This is a genomic window from Brevibacillus sp. NRRL NRS-603 (assembly GCF_003013445.1).
Lineage (GTDB): Bacteria > Bacillota > Bacilli > Brevibacillales > Brevibacillaceae > Brevibacillus > Brevibacillus formosus.
On sequence record NZ_PXZN01000012.1, the window covers coordinates 584559 to 602123 of the forward strand.

The 17565-nt window shown below is 48.4% G+C and carries 8 protein-coding genes; all 8 read right to left on the reverse strand.

What is annotated here, in order from left to right; translation table 11 throughout:
- Positions 1-31: 31 nt before the first annotated feature.
- The gene (locus C7R94_RS09945; RefSeq protein ID WP_233220530.1) at positions 32-793 is read right to left on the reverse strand and encodes a ParB N-terminal domain-containing protein; all 762 of its coding nucleotides are present in this window, start codon (positions 791-793) and stop codon (positions 32-34) included.
- Between the two features lie 24 nt (positions 794-817).
- A complete protein-coding gene (sbnB, locus tag C7R94_RS09950; protein ID WP_106780544.1) occupies positions 818-1786 on the reverse strand; it encodes a 2,3-diaminopropionate biosynthesis protein SbnB in 969 nt (322 codons plus the stop codon).
- A gap of 45 nt (positions 1787-1831) precedes the next feature.
- Positions 1832-2800 carry a 2,3-diaminopropionate biosynthesis protein SbnA gene (gene sbnA, locus C7R94_RS09955; RefSeq protein ID WP_106780546.1) on the reverse strand — a complete coding sequence of 323 codons (969 nt, stop codon included), beginning with the start codon at positions 2798-2800 and terminating at the stop codon, positions 1832-1834.
- 66 nt (positions 2801-2866) lie between these two features.
- Entirely contained in the window at positions 2867-3103 is a 237-nt protein-coding gene (locus C7R94_RS09960) for a phosphopantetheine-binding protein (protein ID WP_106780548.1), read from the reverse strand.
- Between the two features lie 25 nt (positions 3104-3128).
- Positions 3129-4172 (reverse strand): BtrH N-terminal domain-containing protein, encoded by a 1044-nt coding sequence (locus tag C7R94_RS09965; RefSeq protein ID WP_106780551.1) that lies wholly within the window; start codon positions 4170-4172, stop codon positions 3129-3131.
- A gap of 43 nt (positions 4173-4215) precedes the next feature.
- A complete protein-coding gene (gene edeG, locus C7R94_RS09970; protein WP_106780554.1) occupies positions 4216-7581 on the reverse strand; it encodes an edeine polyketide synthase EdeG in 3366 nt (1121 codons plus the stop codon).
- Positions 7582-7622: 41 nt separating this feature from the next.
- A complete protein-coding gene (gene fabD, locus C7R94_RS09975) occupies positions 7623-8891 on the reverse strand; it encodes an ACP S-malonyltransferase (RefSeq protein WP_106780556.1) in 1269 nt (422 codons plus the stop codon).
- A 16-nt stretch (positions 8892-8907) separates the two neighbouring features.
- A complete protein-coding gene (gene edeI / locus C7R94_RS09980; protein ID WP_106780559.1) occupies positions 8908-17565 on the reverse strand; it encodes an edeine biosynthesis hybrid PKS-NRPS EdeI in 8658 nt (2885 codons plus the stop codon).

Genomic DNA, 17565 nt, shown 5'->3' on the forward strand with positions numbered 1-17565 from the left:
CGTGGCGAATCAAACTCGCCACGGTTTCTTATTACGCATCGCACATATACACGGGTTTCGAGTAGAGGCGCAAGGTTTCTCTCCATTTTTTAACCAATCGCTCCCACTGTTCTTGCTCGATTTGCTCTTGTTTCAATAGGTTAATTGGAATACACAAGTTTAATAAACGCCCGTCTATTTCAAAACGGGTAACACCCGCAGGCAAAACATGCCCTTCCGATACGATACGCTCCAATTCCGCCAGACTGATAGGCGGAAACCGTATCAAGGCTGCTCCTGTCTCTGGCCATTCGAGCATCCCTGTGGGCAGACGATGCACAGGATGGCTATAGTTGTAACTGTCCACTAATTGACGCCATAGCGTCATTCGCCACTCATCATCCTGCCGATTCTCATTTGGATACAGATAGAAGCGTTCCTTGTTCCCTATCTTCATTTCTGCCACAGGCGTTTCGCCTAAGCGCTCTGTTTCCCACCGAAACACAGAATCCTGCTCCACTGACTGCAACCATGCAGCGACTGGCACAATATGATCCCACATATCCAAGTGAAAATCCTCATGTTCCACTACCTGTACGGGGATATGTTTGCACCCAAGCGCTTGAAGAGCAAAGGTCCGATGTGCACCATCAATGATCAAATACTGGCCGTTTTGCATAAGAATCGCCAGCGGAGGATGGCGCAAAATCCCTTCCTCCTCAATGATCTGTCTGGTCTTGTGTAGTCGCTTGTTCTCATGTGACTCGTGCAAACAAATACGAGATGACTCTACCAGTTTTAGATTTGCCAGCACATCGTACAAAATGGTAACCTCCAGTTAGTCTTGCAAGTGAGTTCCGATCCCCTGCGAGAGTGCTTGTTTGTAATAGTAGGCAGCAATGGCGATATCAAAAATCGCCATCCCCATAGGATTAAACATGATGGGCTCATCTGGTGGAAATTCTTTCATTTGGTCAAGGCAGACGATATCTGTAATGGATTTGGTATCTTCTTTTTGCAATCCTCTCTCTAGATGCATGATCTCGATGTCCGTGTTCTCACGGCATACTTCAGTCCAGTCATCTACGATAATGGAGCGGGTATAGTCGAGAATTTTTGGTGTAAAATCGCGTAACGACACATTTAACAACAAAGAATGACGTTTTGGCTGCTTGTCAATAAAACCATGCGGTGATACCGTGCACGTAATGAACACATCTGCCTCGCAATATGCTTCTTCCCACGTTTGCGCGATAACCGTTTTCTCTTTTATCTCAGCCGGAATGTGCTCCTGCTGGATACCCGCAATGTCATAGAGAACCACCTTGTCGATTTTCTCTCCTAACGTGGCTGTTACCATTTGCAGATGAAGTCTGCCAATCGGACCAAATCCGATAATTCCGACCGTTACATTTTGCAAGGGACGTACTTGTTCGTAATGCTTGAGGAGAAGACCGGAAACAGAAGCAGTTCGAATTCCGCTGACCAGGGCTGTATTAATCGTTGCCACAGGCTTACCCGTTCTGGCTTCGTTCAGGATGGTAATCGAATGCGCGCGTTGGATACCCTCTTGGAGGTTTTTCGGGAAACTGGCAATCCACTTAATTCCCGCCATGTAAGTATCTCCGCCAACAAATGCTGGCATGGCAATAATGCGGTTTGACATGTCATGGTATCGCAAGTAAGGTTTAATCGGCTGTGCATAATCCTCCTTGTGTAAGGAATGCACAGCATGTTCAATGACATCAATGGTTTCCTTCCAATTCTTGCCGACCTTTTCAATATCACTCGTATTTAGATATAACATCGTGCAGCCCACCCTGCTTATCGTAGTAGATTTATTGGACACTGCTTAATTGCCAACGAAAGAATGCTTTTGCTGATGCAACCACTGAACCCATTCCTGGTTGTATATGGTATTGACATATGGCATACCACCGTCAGGACATAAAAAGACGACATTAGGCTTGACTACATGTTTTTGATCTTTGAAATAGTTTTTAATCGCCCAGTAGGAAGTCCCAGAGGATCCTCCAGCAAAAATGCCATGCTCTGCGTACAGCTGATAGCAAGCCTTGACTGTGTCCTCCTCCGAAACATGAACGACCTCATCGATGAGCGCCCCCTTGAGTATGTCAGGCCGCATGCTCGATCCAATTCCCGGGATGTATCGTTTTTGTGGCTCTTGTCCGAAAATCACTGATCCTACCGTATCGACAGCAATGATCTTTATGTTCGGGTATCGTTCTTTCAATCGCTGCGAAATTCCAGTAATCGTACCACCAGAGCTAACGCCGATGAACGCATAGTCCAATGTCTCGAAGCTGTCTGCGATCTCGGCTCCCAGTCCGAAGTAATGGGCTCGAGCGCTATCCGGATTTCCATACTGGTTCGTCCAAAACGAGCTCTGCGTCTCATTAAGCAGACGATTGACCGTTTGGATGCGCGTTAGGAGGAATCCTCCTGTCTCATCACGGTCCGTTACTTTTACGACCTCATGGGAAAACGCCCTGAGCAAGTTCTCATATACAGGATTAATATTAGGGTCAATGACTGGAATAAATTTAATTCCGATTCGCTTGCATAAAGTCGCCAAAGCAATAGCAAAATTTCCCGAAGAAGACTCGATTACGGTCGTTTCCTGCGTAATCTCTCCTCTTTTGATCGCCTCCTGTAGTATGTAAAAGGCAGGCCTCACTTTTACACTTCCCATGAGGTTGTTGTACTCCAGCTTGCAAAACAGATTGATGTGCTCATGCTCAAGTTTGATTAAAGGCGTATTGCCAATCATGTGACTTATGGCCATCATTTTCGTTAGCATGGTGAGCCCTCTCTCCCGTTTTTTCCCGTCTTCGTCCGATCGACCGTATCCTTCTTGGCTCTTCGATCAGGCAGATTTTGCATCCATTTTTTGCTGGATGTAACCAGCCAGCATTTTCATATCTTGAAAGTTTTCCAAATGAAGCATGTCATCATCGAACTCAATGCCAAACTCTTTTTCAACCTTTACGACCGACTTGATAAAGGTCAATGAATCAATGTACTCCGTAAGTTCTCCGCTTTCGTTCACGTAATCAGAAAACAGCTGTAGGAGCGTCTCGTATACTTCGTTTTCCTTTTCCATCTGAGTCCCTCCATGTGGTAGATGCTTACACAACAACGCCAACCCGTTCCAGCACATCTCTTGTTTTTGTCGCCGCCTCAAATTCCAGCGTTTTTATGCTGTTGATTTTTTGCAGAACGCGATGAACCATGTCACTGCGATTACTGTCAAAAGCCTTCAAAATCATATTGGTCGTTATTTTCCATTGGTGGCCCATACTGCGATACAGCTCGGCAAGATCTGCAATGTTTTCGTACTTCTCACTGATCACCTGCAGCACGTTGGCATACATCGCCCGTGTTTGTGCCATGCTGATCAAGCTGTGGTTAAGGATATCGAGATGATCGTCTGTAATCTCCACTCCGCTCGCGAGAAAAGCCTCAACGTCTTTGAGAAAAGGATCGAGGGATTTCAGCCCCACCTCAACGCTGACATCGTCAGGTACATCCAACTCCCGCTTGATTTGACTTATGTCGCAACGACCCTCTAGTACGCTAAGATTGCTCCTGACTGCTTCCAGCAACTGATCAGGCGTCGGATGAAGGGAATCTGAGAGTACCAATTCAAATGATCGATTATGAAGTGGATACCATTCGCCTGTGCCTGCATCCCGGTAGGAGGAGTTACTCGCCTGTAAAAATTGCTTGATGGGCAACAGACCTTTGTAGCGGTAGTAATCATCGACGATGAGAAGCTGGTTATCTTCTCTTCCTGTGACAATGATGCTATGCATTTCAGGCAGGTCCTGATAATAAGGGTTGTACGGGAGCTCTGCCATATTGCAGAGGACAATTGTCGGTACCCCCCGTTCCAAACGTTCTTGTATATTTGCCAAAAACAGGTCGTTCTCCGGCTCAGCCCGGCCTTCCACGCAGATATTGTGAATCCACGATAGCTCAGCGACTGTTCTCATGTATTGACCGTTTACATCTCCATAAGGAGAATCCTCCGTTTTTAGATAGATGGCACCGCACTGCTTCCAGGCTGTTTCCAAAGCGGAATAGTTCAGGTATTTCAGAACCGTGAAGATAGAAGCGCCAATGCAATCCAGGTTCGGATGCTTGCTCGGTTGGATCTCGGCGAGTGACATGAGCACTCTCCTTCCTGTCTATCGTAATGGTAAACACATGCGACTATCGGATATCCGAATCACGTTCTCGCAAGGCGAATACTTGTTGCAGAAATTGACTAGTGAGAGACCTCAACTTATCGCCAGCGGCTTCCAAATCGGATCGTTTCAACATTTTTTCTTTGTATAAGCTGAGGGCATAGCGATTCACCACGTTATTGGATGTCTGCAAAATGTCTTCCGCCAATTCGCGTACAGACTGATCCGCCTGTGGAATGTACCAGTCCAGTAATGTTTCGATCCACAGTTCTTTCCCGCCTAATTGAACGTAGAGCTCGTTTAAATTGGCTTCATCAAAATAGGTGTCTGGCTGCTCCGTGAGTGACAGTAGCAGCGTAAGCTCACGGCCAACTTGCTGTTTACTCTCGACCGCTTTTAGTAAACGCAGCAACTCCTGCTCCGCGCTCGCACGCAAGCTTGCTTCGTCATCTGAAACGCGATCGAGCACCATGATCAGCCGGGAATGAGGCTCTAGATTTGCATAAATCTCCTCAAGCGTTTGATACGTTGTGACAAATTTATCGTACTGGATTCGTTGAGCTTGCCCGCGCGTCAAATGATTGTGATTAATGATCGTATAAACCTGCTTGTCATGGTCGTATCCAGTGATGACGGTGAGATGATCGGTATGTTCCTTCTGGTATTGTGGTGTGTAAAAGGTGTAGTACTCGTCAAACGCAACCATTACTGGCTTGCCTTGATCCAATTGGCGAATGATCGACTCATGCAATTCATCCAGATGAGCGACAGGCACGAGCTTGACCCGATAGCCAAATTTGTAGAGCATCTCCTCATCCGACAAATATCCCATAACCTCAGCATGCTCCCGATACGAATAGGGGTACCCCTCAGCGTCAAGCTGATAGCCGCGTTTCAACCCGAGAAAAAGCTTAAAATACGGAATCAGATGGGCATCCTGCTCCTCCATTAATAAAGCGAGACCGCGATCATAACAATTCCATTGACGCCAGGATAAATGACTGACATCGGCATACGAGCTGCGTTTGATTTGCTTACCCTGCCATGATTTTGCGCTTCGTTGTTGAACAGTTTCGACTGCCGTAGCAGCTGCCTCCGCTTTCGCAACCTGTTCTACTTCATGCCCAACCGCATCAAGATAGGCAGCAAAATCGGAAATCGTCAAATGGGTAAGCAGGTCTTGTACTTCTACTTCTCGATTCATCCGCTTTGAAATTTCGCTGATCATTTTAATCGCGATGATCGAGTCCCCGCCCAACTCGTAAAAATTGTCATGGACATCTACTTCTTCAAGCCCCAGAACATATCCCCAAATCTGAGCAAGCTCTTGCTCTAAAACCGTGTAGGTATCATGTTTTCTCCCACGTACCACCACGTTTGGCAGCTTCGCTTCTCCAGATTTTTGCGGTGCAACCTTGTCTTTTTCTCTCCCAGCATCCTTGCCAAGGGAAGGAAGAGAAGAGATGTTCAGCCAACAACGTTTCCGCTCAAACGGATAAACAGGGAGGTGCACGCGGCGCGGCTTTTTAAACGTATACATGGTACTCCAGCGTACATCTGCCCCGCTCACATACAATTCGCCCAGCTCTTTCAGATCAGACAACTCTTTGCATTGCGCCAACAAAAGCTTTTGCAAAAGCGCATTGGCAGCCTTATTCATCTCTCGTTGTTCTGCCTCAGTCAGTATCCCAGGCTCTCTATCAGCTTTTTCCTGCGAGATAACCTTGTGCCAGCCAAAGAACATATCGGGTTCAGAAAGTGTTGTCCAGTCGTTCGTGCACAACTTGGAGATTTTTGCGGCAAAATCGTCCATGTCTCTGCAAATCAGCAGCAATCGGTAGCCGTAGTGACTGCGGCCCGTATTTGCCGTAAAACTGAGACTTTCCAAAGTCGGGAGTTCCTCCACAGGCTTGCTGGTCCACTTTTGAAAGCGGAGCAACAGGTTGAGCAAGCTCGCCTTGCTTTTAGCGGATAGAGCGATAGCCTGAATCCCTTCGTCTTGCTTGGGAGGCTGTATGAGTGGAGCTTCCTCTACTACGAGGTGCACATTCGTTCCACTCATCCCAAACGAACTGATTCCAGCCCGTCGCACGCTTTGCTCTGCTTCCCACTCTGTCAATGTGTCATGGATGTAAATGGGAGATTGTTCAAAAGGAATCATCCGATTCGCGCTCTGAAAGTGCAAATGCGGTGGTATCTGCTTTTGTTTAAGAGACAGGATCACCTTGAAAAGACCAGCCATCCCCGCTACGTGATCGGTGTGACCGATGTTCGTCTTTACGGAGCCGATCCCGCAAAATTGGCGCCGGTTTGTGTACGGGCGAAACGCTCTCTCCAGCCCGTCCATCTCCATCGGATCGCCCAGATTGGTACCTATGCTGTGCACCTCGATATAGGAAAGGGTTCCGGGATCAATCTGCGCGTCTTTCCATGCCTGCTGAATCACTTCGGCTTGTGCCAATGAATTTGGCGCTGTCAGACCGAAAGAATGGCCGTCTTGATTGGCGGCGCTCCCCTTGATTACGGCATAAATCGAATCCCCGTCTGCAAGAGCCTTTGTCAACGGTTTCAGCAAAACGGCGCCAACGCCTTCACCGACACCCGTACCGTCTGAATCATTGTCAAAAGGACGAGTGCGCCCAGATTGTGATAAAATTCCCAAATCATTGCTTCCATCTTGTAAGGACAGCAAGATGAGCTTGACACCGCCGGCCAGCGCCATCTCACATTCTCCTCGACGAATCGCTTGGCATGCCAGATGAACAGCCATCAGCGACGAGGAGCATGAAGTATCCACAAGCATGCTTGGACCTTTGAGATCCAATAGGTAGGAAATGCGAGAAGCGATCACCGATTTCATATTGCCAATGATTGAGGTGGACAGCGCATCTGGTTCTATCTCCCGAATCATTCGTCTATACTCTTCACCAAAATCACTGCTAAACCCCAGATAAACACCCGTACGGCTGCCCGCCAGCATTGTTCCACCATACCCGGCGTCTTCAATCGCCTCCCAGCATGTCAGCAAAAATAAGCGCTGATTTGGGTCCATCTGGCTGGCTTCCTTAGGAGAAAGACCGAAGAATTGCGGATCGAATTTATCAATTTCATTCAGGTAGGCAGCTTCTCGAAATTGAATTTGTTCCATTGTCAACCCTTTGGCGAGTAACAATGGAATCAAATCGTTCTGGCGCTCTTTAGGAAGCTCTCGCACGCAATCTTGACCAGCTTGCAACAGACGCCAAAAGTCTGCCGGGTTTTCTGCGCTTCCGAATCGGCAGGCAGCACCAATCACCGCAATATCGTGTTGATTGGGTTTGCTAGCTGTTGAATGAGCATCCGTCTGCTGTTTACTCAGTTTGACTCGGTTAAGTCCTAATGGCTTGCTCACTGCATTCTTCCTCCTTGGGTCCTCTGCTCACCTGATTCGGCTTAGCTTGCTTGCCATTCGTTGCTGATCTCAGGAAATCGCTCTTGCAGATCCGGTTTGCTGGTCAGCTGTTCAAAGCGCATGGCTTGTTCCGCGTCTGGAGCTTTTTTTGTTTGCAAGATCAAACGAAGCAGAGAAACAGCTTCGCGCACATCCCCATAGCCCCCCTCTTTTTCTCCTTGTTCCAGCTGTTGCCTCAGTTGTTGTAGTGCTTGATAGGGAGCAATCACCCCTTGCTGGTACGCTTCTTCATCGAGACCGCGGTTTTTCGTGCAAACGGCAATCGCAATGCAAGAATCGACCAGTTGGGCAATGGCTGCTTGATTACGGGCTTTGGCATCCTGAAACTCCTGCTGATAACGATTGATCTCCCCCTGCTTGTCAAAGGCAAAGGCGCGAAGGGGATATCCTTTGGCCAAATTTGTCAGCACATTTTTGGGACCGAGCTCAATTACGGTATTCGCTCCCTGTTTTACCAAGTAATCCATCGTGGATTGCCAGCGAACAGGACTGGTTGTCTGGGCTGTGAGCAAATCAACAATTTGATCAGCATGGACATATGGTTGTGCTGTCACGTTGGAAATCACAGGCCATTTGGGATCGCAGTACTTGTATCGCTTCAGCTCCTCATTTAATTGTTCGGCTGCTTGCACCATGAGTGGCGAGTGGAAAGGCGCGCTCACCTTGAGGCTGACGACGGAAGTCGAGCCATGCTGCTTGCACGCTTCTTCAACTTGCCGCACCGCATGTGCATGTCCGGAAATGACGATCTGATCAGCGGAGTTATGGTTGGCGACCACGACGATCGCACCGTCACGAGAATGTTCCCGACAAATCTCCTCTACAAGTTGAGCATTCAACCCGAAGATTGCAGACATGGCTCCGACACCCTGCGGCGTGGCCGCCTGCATGAACTGACCTCGCCGATAGACTAGGCGGACGGCATCTGCAAACTGGATGGCACCGGCACAAGTCAGGGCCGTAAACTCGCCCAGACTATGACCAGCCACCCATTGTGGTTCGATATCCATTTCCTTTGAATAAACACGGAAGGCTGCGACACTTGCCGTCAGGATTGCTGGCTGTGCGTGCTCTGTTTTGGTCAGTTCTTGTACATCCCCTGCAAAACAAAGTGTTTGCAGGTTAAATCCAAGCGCATCACTTGCTTCTTCAAAGGTGCGAGCCGCAATGGGATGGGCCTCACATAATGCTTGGCCCATTCCAACATATTGCGAACCTTGTCCCGGGAATAAGAGTGCGATTTTGTCCATTTTTGATCACCCTTCTTTACGTCATGTATTCATTCACTAGCATCCTGAGCAATTGCTGGTAATCCTGCGTCATCTCCCTGACTTTTTCTACGCGGAGGCAATCAGGGTCGAATACACACACGATATCAATCACGTCTTTTCCTTCCTTGATCCAGAAGGTAAGCTCATGTTCGTGGTGTGTGAATGATGCATCGGTAAACTCATTGACACTGCCGAAGAATGGAATGATGGTTCCGTGGTTGCGATCCATCCGCAATTTTTTCAGCCACAACGAGGCTTCCCCCGTCATGATTTCGAGGAACTGTCGTTTCTGCTGCACCTGCTTGAAGAGATCAAAGAAGGTGTGGACCGCTGACATGTTCACCCGGAATGGATAGGCATTCATCTGCAGTTCCTTGGCGACAGCCACTTCCACATAAAGATCCTGCTGCCCTGTCAATTCCGCCATGAGGTATAGATACATCGAAAGAAGAACGTCTCTCACCTCAACAGCCTCCATTTGACTTACCTGCTGGACATTTTCAAACAGATCATCAGTAAGCGAGAATTGCACCCAGTTTATACCTGTATTCGCTTCTTCACTAGCCCAATACTGAGGCGGCAACTCTATCAGCGAGACACCATCCAACTCCTTCAACCAATAAGTGGTCGTATCGGTTTCCTCTTGTTCATCTGCCAAAACTAAAGCGGTATTCTTCAAGAAGTTGGTTAGGCCAAACAGCGTAGGATGGGCGAACAAATCGGCAATCCGAACCCGTCCAGGGTAAAGCTCTTCAAGCTTGGCATGAACTTGCACCAGTAAAAGCGAATTACCGCCTACTTGGAAGAAGTTATCCTGCATACCGACCGTTTCACGTTTAAGCACTTCCCGCCAGATGCCTGCCACCTGTTCTTCTAATCTGGTAGCCGGGGCTTGATATTCGGTGTGCTTGTCTTGGAGAGCATCAGGCTCTGGCAATGATTTGCGATCCAGTTTTCCGTTCGGTGTCAGCGGCCACATACTCATATGCGTATAGAAATGTGGAATCATGTAATCGGGTAAACTTTTGCTCAGCATCGCTCGCAATTCATCACTGTCCAACGTTTGCGGTCCCATATAGTAGGCAGCCAGGTAAGGATTGCTGGCGGTATCTCGCACACTGACCACCGCTTCCGTAATATCCGGATGCTGACAAAGGGCACTCTCAATCTCACCCAATTCAATTCGATAACCGCGTACTTTACACTGAAAGTCAGATCGTCCCACGTATTCCATACGCCCGTCCGGCAGCCATCTCGCGAGATCACCTGTTTTGTACATACGTTGACCAGGTTGAAACGGATTAGGAATATAGCGCTCAGCCGTCAGTGTTGGCTGACCGAAGTAGCCTCTCGTGACCCCATCTCCTGCAATGTAAAGATCGCCAGTGATCTTCATCGGCTGTACTTGCAGATGCTCATCAAGGATGTAGACTTGTGTATTGGGCAACGGCGCACCAATCGATACTTCCTCTGCGTCAGTCAAGTCCTGCACCGTAGACCAAATCGTTGTTTCAGTCGGACCGTACAGATTGTAAAGTCTTGCCTTGGTCTGTGTACGAAGCCGTTCGAACAAAGACGCTGAAAGGGCTTCTCCTCCAATCAGGATCGCTTTCAGGCAGTCAAGCGCATGCAAGTTGCTCTTCTCTTCCAGCATGAGCTGTAGGCGGGATGGAGTCAGTTGAAGAAACGTGATTTCTTCCTGCAAAATCAACTCCTTGAGCACCTGCGGGTCTGCTTGCTGCTGTTCGGTTGCAATGACCACGGTCATCCCTTTCGTCAACGGTACAATTGTTTCAAGCAGAAAAATATCAAACGAAATCGTCGTCACAGCAAGCATTTTATCTTCACTGGCAAAATCGATGTGTTCCCCGATCCCTGAGCAGAAGTTCATCAAATTGCCGTGCTCAACCATCACGCCTTTAGGCTTGCCTGTAGAACCCGATGTGTAAATCACATAGGCGAGATCGCCAGGTGCAGCCTGTGGCGGAAAATTCGAGTCATCTTCCGTCTCCACCCGAGAATCGTTTACGTCCAATCGGACAACACTTCCCCACCGCTTCTCTGCCAGAGAATCGTGGGTTAAGACGAGGCGAGTCATGCTGTTTTCCAAAACATAGGAGATACGTTCTTCTGGATAGTGCGGATCAATCGGAACAAACGCAGCCCCCGCTTTCAAGATCGCCAGAAGTCCAACCATCATTTCCACAGAGCGATTCATTAAAAGACCGACGCAAGTATCAGCAGTGACACCGTGTTGCTTGATCAAACGGGCTACTTGGTTTGCTCGCTTATTTAAATTTGCATAAGTGACTTTCTCATCTCCGCACGATACAGCTACCGCGTTCGGGTGAGCTTCCGCTACTTCCTCAAAGAGCTGGACGATTGTTTTTTCACGAGAGTATTTCACACTCGTGTCATTCCACTGCTCAACCAGCAGCGAGCGTTCATCTGCTGCTAGCATGGACACCTTGCCGATTAACTGTTCAGGATCTTCCACCATCTGCTCCAGAATCTTCTGGAAGTGCGTGGACATCGACGCGATCGTCTCTTTGCTGAACAGCTTGCTGCTGTATTCGATATCGACAATCAGGCGCTGTTCTCGTTCAATGATGTCAAAGGTCAGATCAAACTGGGCAGAGCGTTGTTCAAAAGGATACGGAGAAAGCGTCAACCCATCCGCACTCATGCTTCCCTTCGCGTCGCCGGTATTTTGCAAAATGAACATCACATCAAACAGCGGGTTTCGCGCCGTATCTTTCGGCAGCGTCAGACGATCCACCAGCATTTCGAACGGATAGTCGGCATGAGAGAGTGCAGCCAATGCCCGTCCCTTTACTTCCTGAAGGAAATCTGACACGGTTCGATCGCTTCGCGGGAAGTTTCTCATCGCCAGTGTGTTCAGAAAGACACCTACGATGTTTTCCAGGTCTGCATGGTGACGGCCAGCCACTGGCGATCCAATGATAATGTCTTCTTCGCCAGCGTATTTCGACAACATAATGGTGAGCGCTCCGAGCAACGTCATGTACAGGGTCGCCCCATTGTTTTTTGCCAATGCCAGTATTTTCTCTGTCATCTCTTGAGGAATCTCAAAGGTCAGGACATCTCCCTCGAAGCTCTGAACAGACGGTCGAGGGTAGTCAGTAGGCAGATTAAGCACAGGAAGCTCTCCACCCAGTTCTCCCTGCCAGAATTTCTCCTGCGCTGCCAATACCCCATTGCCAAGTTGTTCTGTTTGCCATACGCTGTAGTCTTTATATTGAATCCGGAGCTCGGGCAACTCGAGTCCCTGATACAATTGGAAAAACTCGCGGATCAAAATGTTAATGGATACACCATCGGAAACAATGTGATGCATGTCGAACAGCAACAAATGTTTGTTCACATCAATGCGAATGAGCATACCGCGAACAAGCGGCGCTTTTGACAAGTCAAATGGTTGGATGAATTGTTCGACTGTTCTTCTGGCCTCGTTCTCGTCGACTTCACTATACGCCAACATAAAATCTACGCTCGGGTGAACGGTCTGCATCAAAGCTCCATCCACGATGGAAAATGAGGTTCGCAACGACTCATGACGCTGAACCAACGAGACAAATGCACGTTCGAAAGCCTCTCTGTCCAGCTCTCCTTCAAGCATCATGACTGTAGGGATGTTGTAGGCAACTGCCCCTTCCTGCATTTGTTCCAGCACATAAATTCTTTGCTGAGACGAGGTGGCGGGGTAAGCATCCCGATGCTCTGCTACAGGAATCGCTAAAACAGCTGTTTCTTCGTTCGGAGTCATCAACACCGCCAATTGACGAATCGTCGGTGTCTGAAAGAGATCGGTGATCGTCATCTCCTTTTGCAACTGCTTGGTGACACGGGAAACGATACCGATTGCCAAAAGAGAATCGCCACCCAGTCTGAAAAAGTCGTCGTCGATGCTCAGTTCGGTGTAACCCAACACATCAGACCAAATCTGACCTAAAGCTAGCTCCAGCGAAGTATAGTGATCGCCTTCCTCCCTGCCAGACAAAACAACACAGTTTTGCATGGTCACTGCGGGTGGTGCTTCACGTTCTTCATGAGACTTTCCGCTTGCAAATATCGAATCTCCTAGCTTTACTTTCAGAGATGGTGCCCATTCCTTCAGCACTTTCAAATCAAATTGCCCAATGATCAGGTGCTCAGTTTGGCAAGACAACGATGCATCAAATGCTTGAATGGCTCCATCCATCGGCATGTATCCGATAAAACCAGGACCTGTTATCCCTTCAAACGCATACCAGTTCAAAGCTATCGTTGGTTTTCCCGTGCGACTGCGAGCTGCACTATACGCATCCAGGAAGCAGTTTGATGAGACATAGTCGCTTCCAGTCGCTCCACCCCAAATCGAAGCAAGTGATGAGAAGATCACAAAGAAATCCAAATGCTCCGGTTCAGCTATCTGATCGAGTATGACTGTGCCCGCCATCTTCGCTTTCAAACCATTTTGAAAATCGGAAAACTTCTTCGTCTGAATCGTCTCGAAGGTGATATGCGCCGCGGATTGGATAATGCCGTTAATCGGTCCGTAAAGGGCTCGTACCTGCTCGGAAATATCCTCCATTTGCTGACGGTTGGACACGTCGGCTGCATAGCAGACTACCTGCGCTCCCATTTCCTCTAGCTCAAGCAACGCTTTCAGCTTTCGCGCCTCAGCAGCACTACAGTCTGGATGCTGTAACCGCTGTTGCCACTCGCGGTTAGGAGGAAGTGGCGAACGATTAATCAACACGAGCGTCACATTTTTTTGAGCAGCCAGATGCTTACTAAATGCCAGTCCCAGTTTTCCTGTACCTCCGGCGATCAAGTAAACGCCATTTTCGCGTATCTCTACGGGCCGCTTCGGAATTTTATCGATATCGCAGCGATTCATCTCTGGTACGATGCGATTTCCTCTATAGGCAACCAATGTGTCATCCCGATTGCAGCGAATTTCCGCTAGAAGCTGACCAGCCAAGTGCGAGACTGACAGCCCCTCTGTTGCTAGATCCAGGCTAAAGCATTGCAGTTTTGGATTTTCCTGCGAGATAACCTTTGCTAGACCGAACAAGGGTGCTTTTTCAGGATAAACAGGTCCGTTATCATCTACTCCTTGTGCGTAGTTCGAGACGATCCGTAAATCTAGCACCTGATTTAGATCCAGCTCAAGCAACACTTGTGTCAAATGAAACAGACTGTAAACTCCCGGGTGTTGCGCTGCCTCAATAGCTTCAAGCTGTCCGAGATCATTCGGCTGCTGGGCACCCGAGGTCAAGCTCCATAAATGGATAATTCCAGTCAGCTTTTCCTTTTTGTCTCCAAGTCTCTCGAACACACGCCGCAGATCTTCTGGCTGGCTGGGATCTAGGATAAACTCGTGAGAAGAAACGGAGGCAAAAGCCTCACCGCTGCGAAGTCTGAACACTTCATGTCCTTCCGATGCCATCGCGTCAGCCAGTGTTTCTCCTACACCGCCTTCATCTTGAAACACCAGCCAGATCCCTGGACGCTGGGTCTGAGAATTGGTTGTCAGCTCTTTTGTTTGCCAATGGATCTGGTAAAGCCACTCCCGATATTCTTGTGGCGTATACGCTGAATGTCCGATCAATAACGCTGAATCAGACAGATCACCCAGCGACGTTGACGACGGATAAATGGCAACGGATTGATAGTTCGTATCTCGAAGCGCCTTTTCCCAACGTAAGGCATCCATCAGTCTGGCTTGCGGTCTCAGATCAGTGTCTTCGTGCTGCCACCAGTCTGTGGCAAGCCCCCCGATCACATTTGCCGTTGAACGATTTTTCACGAGCTCGATCGCAAATAGCACGCCTTGCTCTGCAAGCAACTGATGCAAAATCGATAAGGATGCCCGAACATCCCTAGCCCTGTGTATAGCGTTATTAGCGATGATCACATCGTATGCGTGCAGATCGAAGCCTTGTTCGGCTGGGGCCAGCTCCATGTTGAACGAGCGGAACTGCACAAACGGGTACACTTCTTTGAACTCTTTTTCTGCCTCTGCGAGAGACGATTGCGCACCATCCGTAAACAGATAGGTGACATCTTTTTTCTCAATCCTCGGCAGCAATAAGCGCGTAAGACTGCTGGAACCGCCTCCGAGCTCCAGAATGCGAACGGGACGGCTAAACGAATGGATATATTGGGCAATTGTTTCCACAGCCATCAGACCAGAAGGATTTCCAAGAGTAATGCGATCCACATATGACTTATATAAGTCAGGAGAACCGTCATTCGACACGAGTACGTTCTGCCCTGTCATGATGGTTGAGTAATGGGCAAAACACGCTTTCAACTGGGTGAACGTATCACGCTCATTCGGATAGCGATCCAGACAATCCCGATAAAACGCTTCCGTATCAAGACCCTCTGCATGTGCAGATAGACGGTATGTTCCTTCAACGTGTTTAACCAGAGAGGTCTTAACAACAAGTCCAAGAATGGATTGGAAGATATGTTCATTCTTTCCATCAAGCCCCGCAGCTTCACGCAATTCTTCCAGCGTATACGTTTGATCCTGCTTGTGGAACACGCCTAATTGAGTAAAGCATTCAAGCGATAGCAAGCCGGAATAAAAAGTCTCATCCTCTTCCAGACCTGTTTGCTTTTTGACATTCATCTGATTTAGTAAGGTTTCCCCAAAAGTAAAGAAGGTGGAAGCAATTTTATGCACATCAGCTGTTTCGTCCGCATGAGCGGTCTCAGATGCAACAGCAATGGACCGTTCAACCGTGTCGTTTGCAGGTTGATCTGATTGCACCCAGTGACGGGTTTTGGCAAAGGAATAGGTTGGCAAAGGTACCTTTTTCCATTTGACAGGACGATAGTATTCAAGCCAATTGATAGCCGCCCCTGTCACGTACTGTTTGGCCAATTCTACTGGATCAGAGCTGTCCATTTGCATGCTGATCGGCAAAGAGCTTTCGCCTCGGGATTTCAACTCCCCGTAGAACACCCGGTCGTCACCAACGAGCGGGGCGCCATCCTGCGTTCGTTCTCCCGCGCAAAGGCGATGGATCTTCTGCAAAAAGTCCTCTTTGCTGTTGATAATGAACGCAAGCCGATACCGATAGTGTCCGCGCCCAATATTGGCAGTAGCACATATATCAAGAAGGGAATGTTCAGAAGGCGTTGATAAAAATCCTTGGTATTTCTCGAGTAAATCCCATAGTGACTCACTTGTTTTGGCAGATAACGTAATGAGGTAATCGCCAGATTCTGAAACGGTTGTCGCTTCGGGCCCAGGAGGCTCTTCCAATATGACGTGGGCGTTTGTCCCGCTCAGACCGAATGCGCTTACGCCGGCTCTCCTCACTGGTTGGTCTGCCTCCACCTCCCAAGCCTTTAGCACATCATTGATATAAACAGGCGAATCAATAAAAGGAATCAAGGTATTCGGCCGTTTCACATGCAGCGTCGGCGGAATCTGGCGATGCTTCATCATCAGAACCGTTTTAATGATCCCGGCCACACCTGATGCCGCTATCGTGTGCCCGATATTGCTTTTGACCGAGCCTATTGCGCAAAATTGCTTACGTTTTGAAACTTTCTGAAACGCATGCATGATGCCCTCAATCTCAACAGGGTCGCCTAATCTTGTCCCTGTCCCATGTGCCTCAATATAGGAAATACTTTCTGGATTGATTCGCGCCCGCTCCCACGTTGTTCGCAACAAAGCAGACTGAGAAATCGCATTGGGCGCTGTAATACTGGTAGAACGACCATCACAATTGACCGCGGTGCTTTTGATCACCGCATGAATATAATCATTGTCCTTGACTGCTTGTTCGTAGGATTTCAAAAGAACAGCGCCAAGACCTTCTCCCCATACTGTTCCATCAGCAAAGTCATCAAATGCTTTGGTTTTGCGGTCTACGGAAACGATGCCAAAGTCTGTATCTTGTTGAATCGGAAACAGGGAAAGATTAACTCCGCCTACGAGAGCCATTCTACAATCGTTATTTCCAATGGCCTGACACGCTTGATGCAGAGCGACCAAGGAGGAAGAGCAAGATGTATTAATCAATTGGCTCGGACCTGACAGATTCAGCAAATAGGAAATTCGTGAAGCGATAATTGCTGCAACGTTGCCAGCCAGCGAAGACGAATCAACGTTTTTCAACACACGCTGGTATTGGGATTCATTGTCACAATATCCCAGAAATACGCCCGTAGGTGAACCGCTGATCATCTTCTCGCTATACCCGGCATGTTCAAATGTTTCCCATGCCAACTCGAGAAACATCCGCTGATAAGGATCCATGGTTCGAGCCTCTGCAGGTGAGATCTCGAAAAACGCATGATCAAATAAATCCACGTGATCGAGATATCCCATTCGCTCATACTTAAAATCTTTGCCGTTAAAAAATTCTCTCGCTACCCTCTCGACGTCTGGACGCCTTGCAGCAGGGATATCACCGATTGAATCGTGTCCCTGTTTCAAATTGTTCCAGTATTCTTCGAGGCTGCTGGCTCCGGGAAAACGACAAGCCATACCGATGATCGCGATATCCTGGCGCGTATTTACGTTGGCAGAGGACAGTTCCTTCAGTAAAGGAAGTGCTTCCTTCTCTTGCAGTCGATGAGCAGCCACTTGCTCCAAGATGTATTTTTTTAGCAAACTCAT

Bases quoted from the DNA above. Each gene is read 5' to 3' on its own strand.
- sbnA (WP_106780546.1), bottom strand. From the start codon at position 2,800: ATGCTAACGAAAATGATGGCCATAAGTCACATGATTGGCAATACGCCT.
- edeI (WP_106780559.1), bottom strand. From the start codon at position 17,565: ATGAGTTTGCTAAAAAAATACATCTTGGAGCAAGTGGCTGCTCATCGA.
- fabD (WP_106780556.1), bottom strand. From the start codon at position 8,891: ATGGACAAAATCGCACTCTTATTCCCGGGACAAGGTTCGCAATATGTT.
- C7R94_RS09960 (WP_106780548.1), bottom strand. From the start codon at position 3,103: ATGGAAAAGGAAAACGAAGTATACGAGACGCTCCTACAGCTGTTTTCT.
- sbnB (WP_106780544.1), bottom strand. From the start codon at position 1,786: ATGTTATATCTAAATACGAGTGATATTGAAAAGGTCGGCAAGAATTGG.
- C7R94_RS09965 (WP_106780551.1), bottom strand. From the start codon at position 4,172: ATGTCACTCGCCGAGATCCAACCGAGCAAGCATCCGAACCTGGATTGC.